This window comes from Ureibacillus aquaedulcis, from assembly GCF_030418165.1.
GTDB classification, from domain to species: domain Bacteria; phylum Bacillota; class Bacilli; order Bacillales_A; family Planococcaceae; genus Ureibacillus; species Ureibacillus aquaedulcis.
In genome coordinates this window covers 1-688 of sequence record NZ_JAUHTQ010000040.1, presented here as the reverse complement: position 1 = coordinate 688, position 688 = coordinate 1, and the positions used below count along the sequence as shown (strand labels likewise).

Here is a 688-nt window from a genome sequence, read left to right as displayed (position 1 = left end):
GCTCCCCATCACAGCTCAACGTTACAGGAAGCGGATTTGCCTACTTCCACGCCTTACTGCTTGGGCGTACTCAACCAACGGTACGCTTATCTTATCCTACTGCGTCCCCCCATTACTCAAACGGCGGGGAGGTGGTACAGGAATATCAACCTGTTGTCCATCGTCTACGCCTATCGGCCTCGACTTAGGTCCCGACTAACCCTGAGCGGACGAGCCTTCCTCAGGAAACCTTAGTCATACGGTGGATGGGATTCTCACCCATCTTTCGCTACTCATACCGGCATTCTCACTTCTAAGCGCTCCACCAGTCCTTCCGGTCTGACTTCAACGCACTTAGAACGCTCTCCTACCACGGACATCTAAGATGTCCATCCACAGCTTCGGTGAATCGTTTAGCCCCGATACATTTTCGGCGCAGCGTCACTCGACCAGTGAGCTATTACGCACTCTTTAAATGATGGCTGCTTCTAAGCCAACATCCTGGTTGTCTAAGCAACGCCACATCCTTTTCCACTTAACGATTACTTTGGGACCTTAGCTGGTGGTCTGGGCTGTTTCCCTTTTGACTACGGATCTTATCACTCGCAGTCTGACTCCCGTGTATAAATATCTGGCATTCGGAGTTTGTCTGAATTCGGTAAAGCGAGATGCCCCCCTAGTCCAAACAGTGCTCTACCTCCAGTATTCT

1 rRNA gene is annotated in these 688 nt (G+C 51.0%); it reads right to left on the bottom strand.

From position 1 onward, the window contains the following. Nucleotides 1-688: ribosomal RNA gene (locus QYB95_RS19040) — 23S ribosomal RNA — on the bottom strand; the annotation flags it as partial.